The organism is Nitratidesulfovibrio liaohensis (genome assembly GCF_011682075.1).
GTDB lineage: Bacteria > Desulfobacterota > Desulfovibrionia > Desulfovibrionales > Desulfovibrionaceae > Cupidesulfovibrio > Cupidesulfovibrio liaohensis.
In genome coordinates this window covers 1-6,965 of record NZ_VSMK01000093.1, presented here as the reverse complement: position 1 = coordinate 6,965, position 6,965 = coordinate 1, and the positions used below count along the sequence as shown (strand labels likewise).

The window sequence follows — 6,965 nt, the reverse complement described above, 5'->3', positions numbered from 1 at the left end:
GGTGGCGGCCCGTGCCCTGCGCCGGGGCCACGCCGCCGCGCAGGCGGACAGCGGCACCGCCATGGGCGCCACACGCAACGTCACGGGCACCGCCCGCAACGCCGGGCAACGCGGGGCGGTGCTGCTGAGCGCCATCGTGACCATCGTGGCCTTTTCGGTGCTGGCCGCCACCATGGTGCCCATGATGACCGGATCCATGATGGGTGAAATCGCCGCCGTGCAGGGCGACCAGGCCTACTACCTTGCGGAATCGGGCTTTGGCGCGGCGGGCAGCATGTTTCTTGCGGCAGGCGACGAACAGGCCCGCAAGAACCTGCTGGAGACCATGGACGGTTCCACCTACACCCTGGCGGGCAACGCAGGTTCGTTCACCCTGGGCGTGGAACCCTACTGGTACGAGGTGACCGGCAACACCGGCACCACCCTGACCACGCGCGCCTACGGCACGCCGCCCACCCTGCCCGCCAACACGTCCGGGCGCATCCGCGCGGGTACCGGGGGCACCTTCTATGGCTACAGCAACATTTCCGTTTCCGGCGACACGGTAACCTTCACCCTTACCAGCACGCCCTCGCCGCTTATCGCATCGGGCACGGACATCTTTTTGAGCGCGCAGCCCAGCGCCAACCAGACCGTGACGGAACGCGGCAATCTTACGCTTAGCGCCAGCAACGCCGCCGCCTTTCCCACCGTCAACGGCATGTTCACCATACGCGACGGCGCCACCCACACCGGACGCGTGGCCTACGTGTACCGCCGCAAGAACGGCAGCACCCTGGAAGACGTGCGGCTGGTGGAAGGACAGGGCGCGACCTGGTCCAGCCTGGCGCTGACCCCCGACGCGAACATCACGCTGGAAGCGTACCTGCGCCTGCACTCCACCGGCACACCGCCCGGCGGGCTGCCGCGAGAGATAATCTACAATGTGCCCATCGGGTGGATTCTGGGCGGCGGCAACTTCAGCAAGGAAAAGTACCAGGACACCTTCGACAATTTGAACGCCTGGTACACGGGCAGCGCCAGCGAAGGGCACCTGGGCACGCACGCCATATCCAGCGGTTCGCTGCATGTCACCTCCATGCAGGCCGCCGCCACCACCGGGCTGGCCAACCTGTACAACTGGTTCACCGGCAGCAATCAATGGAGCACGCTGTTCTTCAACTGGGGCTATACGTCCGCCAACCTTGCACAGGGTTGGGCGGATACAGAGGGCAATTCCAGCTACGACCTGCAATTCAAGGTGCAGGTGGCCAACCAGAGCACGGCGGGCCAGTATTTCGGCGGGCTGCTGTTCCGGGGGCGCAACAGCGGATCGGACGACCTTGACGGGTACGGCATATCCTTCGTGCGGTTCCGGCTGGAGCAGGATTACGTGATCCTGTTTGGTTGGGGTTCGTGGTATCTGCCCGGCGACATCCCTTCCTCGCTCATTCCGGGGTACAACAGCGTCAGCGACCCCGGGCCGCTGTTCACCTCGTCGGACCAGACCATCACCACCAGCGGCTTTCTGTACCGGGAACGCAGCAGGCTTTCGCAACCCGCCATCATGCTGTGGGAACGGCGCAACGGCAACTTCCGCTGGCTGGCATACAAGCTGCTGGGGCAGGCATCGGGCATCATCACCTACAACAGCAGCGGCCCCACATACAGCCTGAAAGACTGGTCCACCATGCTGACCCGGCTGGTGGAAGGGCAGGAACTGGCCTTCCGCAACGGTGGCGGGACCAACGGCTCGGGCGGCACCTTGCGCATAAACTATGGCGACGAAATAACCACCACCAGCGGGGCCAAGGCGCGTGTCATCGGGCCGCCCATCGTCACCAGCGGCGATTGGGCCTCCGGCACGGCACAGGGCACCCTGGTGCTGACCAACGTGGACACCAGCAACGGCAGCTTCGGCAGCGGGCAGGCCATCAAGGTGGACAACGTGCAGCACGCGGTGATCAGCACGGCGGGCGTGGGCGCCAAGACCGACTTCATACGGGTATACTACGCGGACAACACCACCAGCAGTTCCACCACGGGCGATGCCACTCCCTACAACCCGACCTCGCCGGGCGCCAACACCTCGTACACCACCAGCCAGCGCATCAGAAACCCGCGCCTTGCATCATCCGCCGGCACGCTGAACTGGATACCCGACGACTACGAGCAGTGGACCGCATCCACTGACCACTTCTCGCTGGTGCAGTGGGACGGGGTGAACAGCGTCACGGGCTTGTCCGCGCTGGGAGAACGGCTGAACGGCACCAACCTGACCAACACCATCATCCGCAGCTCCAACCTGCTGTCACCAGCCTACGATGCATCCAACCCGGTGTACTCACCGGCAGAGGGGATCGCCATCGTCACCAGCGGGCCAACGGGCGACAATTTCTACTTCGACGACTTCGGCCTGCAACTGGACCTGCGCGGCGGCAAGGGCTTTCTGCCGCCCATTCAACAATAGGAGCCGCAAAGGTTACGGGAAGTTTGCGCCGTGACGTGCACGGTTACGTGCGCAACGCGGCCAACGCAGAAAAACAAACGCGCCCCCTGGGGTGCCGGGGGCGCGTAGACGTGGCGATGCGGATAGGGCGATCTACTGGGCGCCTTCGCCGCCAGCGACACCCGCAGCGCCGCCGGAGGATTCACCACCCCCGTCCAGCAGCTTGAGGCGGCTTTCCACCTCGTTGATGCGGCCTTCCACCTCGTTCTGCTGGTAGCGCGAACGCTGTTTGGCATAGCCATCGCCCTTGGCGCGGGCGCGCCGGTTGTCTAGGTCGTAGGCGTCCTTTTCCTTCCGGAGTTCCTCCAGACGGCGTTGCAGGGCCTCGCGCTCTTCCGCCTTGGGGTCCGCCCCGGACTGGATGGTTTGCGGCACCTGGCCGTCGGGGCCGATGCCCGGTTGACCCGGCTGGCCGGATTGCAGGGGCCGGCCGTCGGGGCCGACATGCACGGGGTGACCATCAGGCCCGATGACGGGGTTGCCGTCCGGCTTCATCAACACGCCGTCCACCACGCGCGCGCCGCCTTCGTCCCCGGCGGGGGCATTGGGGGTGCCCGGGACGGCTGGCCGCCCCTCGCTCGGCGTTACGGAAAGACGTTTCATGGTGGCGGGGGCCTGCCCCGGAGGCTTGTCGGAAATATGCTTCACGCCCTTTTCGTCGGTCCAGATGTAGACCTTGCCGCCAAGGGCCACGCCCGGCGCCACCAGCAACCCGGCCATCAGCAATGCCGCCAGCGGCGCACCCGGCCTACGCAGCGAAAACATCGGTACCTCCCATGCATCACATGACATTCAGGCCCCGTTCGATACCCGTTCCGGCATCCGGCCCCCAGGGCGCACCATACACCACCAAGCCCGCATCGGCCACGCCCCGAAGGGGGGCCGGATGGAGCAGATGGAGCGGATGGCGCGGACGGAGCGGGGGCAACGGACGGAACGGACAGGACACCGAGGCAGGGCGGGCCGGATGGCGCGAACGGCTTGGCGCGACCGCGCTGCTGCTGGCCGTTGCCGGGTCCTGGCTATCACCCCTGCCCCGCCTCGCCGCCGCTGCGCCCGCTGGAGAGGTCGTCACCATCTACCGTTACGTGGACGAGGACGGCGTGGTGCACCTGACCGACAAGCCCAAGGGCGACACGCGCTACCGGGTGTTCGGACGGTTCAGGGTGCAGGAGTTGGTGAAGGCCGTGGGGCCGGTGGGCATCAAGGGGCTGGCCGCCAGGCACGGCGCTCGCCACGGGGTGGACCCGCGTCTGGTGGAGGCGGTGATCGCCGTGGAATCGAACTACGACCCCACTGCGGTTTCGCCCGCCGGAGCGCAGGGGCTGATGCAGATCATGCCCGGCACCCAGCGCGACCTTGGGGTTTCCGCGCCGTTCGACGCCGACGCCAACGTGGAGGGCGGCGTGCGCTACCTGAAGTCGCTCATGGACCGCTTCGGCGAGTTGCCGCTGGCGCTGGCTGCCTACAATGCCGGACCGGAACGGGTGGCGAAGCACGGCGACATTCCGCCCATACCGGAAACGCAGCAGTACGTGACCAAGGTGATGGATACGTATGCGCGGCTTTCACGGTAGAGGCTGTTTCTAAATCGTCCTTTCGCCCGTTGAAAAAAGGATGGCTGCTGGCCCGGGCTGTCTCCAAACCAGGATGGCTCTAGACGGGCTTGCCGGTGACAACCCCGAACCACCAGCGCACCAGCGCCGGGCCGTACAGCATGTACACCACCGCGCCCAGGCTGAGGAACGGCCCGAAGGGAATGGCCACCTCGCGCGCGGTCTGGCCCTCTTCACGGCGGCGCAGAAACCACGCGGCGGCAAGCAGGGCCGAAAGGCCCGCCAGCAGCGTGACCACGGGCAGGGCCTGCCAGCCGCACAGCCCGCCGATGAGCATCATCAGCTTCACGTCGCCAAGGCCCATGCCGTCGATGCCGCGCACCCGTTTGAAGCCCGCCAGCACCAGCCAGAACACGCCGCCGCCCGCCACCGTGCCGATCAGGCTGTCGGCCAGGGGCATGTCCAGCAGCACGGCGGCCACCGGGGCGGCCACGATGCCGGGCAAGGTGATGACGTCGGGCAGGATGAACGTTTCAAAGTCGATGAACGAGGCCACCAGCAAAGCCCCGCCGAACACCATGTATACGGCGAAGGACCACGTGGCGCCAAAGCGCAGCGCCAGCAGCAGGGCCAGCAGGCCGGACGCGGCCTCGACAATGGGATAGCGCGGACTGATGCGCTGGCCGCAGGCATGGCAACGCCCGCGCAGAGCCAGGTAACTGAGGATGGGCACCAGATGCCACGGGCGCAGGGGCACGGCGCAGTGCGGACAGTGCGATGGCGGCCACAGCAGCGACTGCCCCTCGATGGCGCGGTGGATGCACACGTTGTAGAAGCTGCCAAGCACAAGGCCCAACACCAGCGCAAGCCATGGAAAGACGGCGGGGTCGGTGTACGGCATGGTGTGGGCTCCTTCTTCAGCGTTGCGCAAGCGACTTCTAGCAGAAGGGGCCGCGACGCGCCATTAGTATACGATACTTGATTATTCCGCCCATCCGCATAGGATCGGGCCAACCTGAAAGGCGGCATCCGGAAGGCGGCAAGCAGGGCATCCGGAAGGCTGGAAGGGGCATCCGCCCCGGTCCGACCAACGAAAATGCAGCCGGATTCGACCGGACGCGAACCAACCTCAGGCCAGCAAGAAGCCGGCCCCGGACTGCCCCGATTTGCCTCCGAACCGGCGCACACATCCCCCACCGCCGCCCGCACGGCGCAAGGAACCACGCATGGCACGCATCGACCAGTTCTTCCACATCCTGCACGGGCTTGGCGGCTCTGACCTGCACCTTTCCAGCGGCTGCACGCCCATGGTGCGCGTGCACGGCACGTTGCAACGGCTGGACCACCCCGCGCTGGACGACGCCACCCTTGCCGCCATGCTGGACGAGATCATTCCCCCGGCCCGGCGCGACGAATTCGCCGCCAGCGGCGACCTGGACTTCGGCTACGCCGTGCCCGGCATGGCCCGCTACCGCGCCAACTTCTATCGCCACGAGCGCGGCGTGGGCGCGGCCTTCCGCGAAATTCCCGGCAACATCCCCTCGGTGGAGTCGCTGGGCCTGCCCCCGCTGCTGCGCGACCTGGCCATGCTGCCCAAGGGCCTCGTGCTGCTGACGGGCCCCACCGGCAGCGGCAAGTCCACCACGCTGGCGGCCATGATCGACCACGCCAACACCCACCGCCGCGACCATATCATCACCATTGAAGACCCGGTGGAATTCGTGCACGAGCCGCGCGGGTGCCTGATCAACCAGCGCGAGGTGGGCCGCCACACCAAAAGCTTTGCCGCCGCCCTGCGCGGCGCCCTGCGCGAAGATCCGGACATCATCCTGGTGGGTGAAATGCGCGACCTGGAAACCATCAGCCTGGCGCTGGAGGCAGCGGAAACCGGGCACCTGGTGCTGTCCACGGTGCACACCATCTCCGCGCCCAAGACCATCGACCGCATCGTCGAGGTGTTTCCGCCGGAAATGCAGGCCCAGATCCGCACCAGCCTTTCGGAAACCCTGCAGGCCGTCATCTCGCAGGTGCTCTTTCCGCGCGCCGACAGGCCGGGTCGCGTGGCTGCCCTGGAAATCATGCTGGGCGTGCCCGCCGTGCGCAACCTGATCCGCGAAAGCAAAACCTACCAGCTGACCAGCGTACTGCAAACCGGCAAGAACGCGGGCATGCAGACCCTGGACGACGACATCCTGCGGCTGCTGGGCGCGGGGCTGATCAACCCGCGCGACGCCGCCGTGCACGTGGCCGACAAGCCGCGCTTCAAACCGTATCTGGCCGGGGTGAACGCCACGGCCATGGGCCGCCCGGGCAGCGCGGCGGACCTTGCGGATGACGATTTCTGATCGGCGCCCCTCACGGGTGCCGGGGACAAGACATGAACTATCTTGAATTGCTGGGTCTTTCGCGCGAGCCGTTTTCCACCTCGCCAGACCCGCTCTCGTACTATCGCGCGCCCGGCCACGAACTGTGCCTGCACCGGCTGGAAATAGCCGTGCGGCTGCGGCGCGGGCTTAACGTGGTGTTGGGCGATGTGGGCACCGGCAAGAGTACCCTGTGCCGCTGCCTGCTGCGCGCCTTTGCCGAGCAGCCGGAAGTGACCGCGCATCTGATTCTGGACCCCGGCTTTGCCAGTGCAGAGGCCTTTGCCCTGCACCTGTCCGGACTGCTGGCCGGGCCGGATGGGGGGCCGGGTGCGCCCGCCGCACCCGACGCGGAAGCCGATGGGGGCGCGGAGGCTGACGAAGGGAGGCGTACTGACGGACGGCCGGGAGCTGACGGACGGCCGGGGGCTGACGGAAGGTCGAGCACCCTTCAGGACGCCGCCGCACTCGCCCCCATGGCGACCAACATCACGGTCAGCAGCGCACCCGCGCAGGGGCCAGCGCAAGCGTTGGCCGCCCCCGCGCGCACGGCCCCCG

General features: G+C 67.1%; 5 protein-coding genes and 1 pseudogene. 4 read left to right on the top strand and 2 right to left on the bottom strand.

Features of this window, described 5'->3' with window-relative positions; translation table 11 throughout:
• Positions 1 to 2,449 (top strand): prepilin-type cleavage/methylation domain-containing protein (locus FVW27_RS04170; protein ID WP_167122998.1); only part of this gene is annotated, 2,449 nt, incomplete at its 5' end.
• Positions 2,450 to 2,581: 132 nt separating this feature from the next.
• Here FVW27_RS04170 and FVW27_RS04165 read toward each other — a convergent pair.
• Complete coding sequence (locus tag FVW27_RS04165) at positions 2,582 to 3,253, bottom strand: DUF4124 domain-containing protein (RefSeq protein ID WP_167122996.1); 672 nt, start codon at positions 3,251 to 3,253, stop codon at positions 2,582 to 2,584.
• A 20-nt stretch (positions 3,254 to 3,273) separates the two neighbouring features.
• Here FVW27_RS04165 and FVW27_RS04160 point away from each other — a divergent pair, with 20 nt between their 5' ends.
• Positions 3,274 to 4,065: a lytic transglycosylase domain-containing protein gene (locus FVW27_RS04160; protein WP_243838201.1), complete on the top strand. Its 792-nt coding sequence runs from the start codon at positions 3,274 to 3,276 to the stop codon at positions 4,063 to 4,065.
• A gap of 79 nt (positions 4,066 to 4,144) precedes the next feature.
• On the opposite strand, the gene FVW27_RS04155 is transcribed toward FVW27_RS04160, so the two are convergent.
• Positions 4,145 to 4,945, bottom strand: coding sequence for a prepilin peptidase (locus FVW27_RS04155; protein WP_167122994.1), 801 nt, complete (start codon positions 4,943 to 4,945; stop codon positions 4,145 to 4,147).
• Positions 4,946 to 5,270: 325 nt separating this feature from the next.
• Between FVW27_RS04155 and FVW27_RS04150 the strand changes: the two genes are divergently transcribed.
• Both FVW27_RS04150 and FVW27_RS20810 read left to right on the top strand, forming a co-directional pair.
• Positions 5,271 to 6,389 carry a type IV pilus twitching motility protein PilT gene (locus tag FVW27_RS04150; RefSeq protein WP_167122992.1) on the top strand — a complete coding sequence of 373 codons (1,119 nt, stop codon included), beginning with the start codon at positions 5,271 to 5,273 and terminating at the stop codon, positions 6,387 to 6,389.
• Between the two features lie 32 nt (positions 6,390 to 6,421).
• Positions 6,422 to 6,965: pseudogene (locus FVW27_RS20810) on the top strand (AAA family ATPase); the annotation flags it as partial.

Coding starts and splice junctions, on each gene's coding strand:
- FVW27_RS04165 (WP_167122996.1), bottom strand. CDS start 3,253: ATGTTTTCGCTGCGTAGGCCGGGTGCGCCGCTGGCGGCATTGCTGATG.
- FVW27_RS04160 (WP_243838201.1), top strand. CDS start 3,274: ATGACATTCAGGCCCCGTTCGATACCCGTTCCGGCATCCGGCCCCCAG.
- FVW27_RS04155 (WP_167122994.1), bottom strand. CDS start 4,945: ATGCCGTACACCGACCCCGCCGTCTTTCCATGGCTTGCGCTGGTGTTG.
- FVW27_RS04150 (WP_167122992.1), top strand. CDS start 5,271: ATGGCACGCATCGACCAGTTCTTCCACATCCTGCACGGGCTTGGCGGC.